Annotated in this window: 2 tRNA genes; both read left to right on the forward strand. The window is 47.8% G+C overall.

Features of this window, described 5'->3' with window-relative positions:
* Nucleotides 1–15: 15 nt before the first annotated feature.
* Nucleotides 16–90: transfer RNA gene (locus ACXAH1_RS24780), tRNA-Gln, on the forward strand.
* 95 nt (nucleotides 91–185) lie between these two features.
* A tRNA-Leu gene (locus ACXAH1_RS24785) sits at nucleotides 186–270 on the forward strand.
* Nucleotides 271–274 lie beyond the last annotated feature (4 nt).

The raw sequence follows: 274 nt of genomic DNA on the forward strand, positions 1-274 counted from the left end.
GGTTTGAGTTTTCGTTGGAGTATCGCCAAGCGGTAAGGCAGCGGGTTTTGATCCCGCCATTCCCAGGTTCAAATCCTGGTACTCCAGCCATCTCTTCTGAGATAAAAATGCGGAAGTGGCGGAATTGGCCAGATGTCTTGAACTAGACGCTGGATTTAGGTTCCAATATCAAAGCAAAAAAATATGCGGAAGTGGCGGAATTGGTAGACGCGCTGGATTTAGGTTCCAGTATCTTCGGATGTGAGAGTTCAAGTCTCTCCTTCCGCACCATGTT

It is taken from the genome of Pseudoalteromonas sp. AWH4_217 (assembly GCF_056161105.1).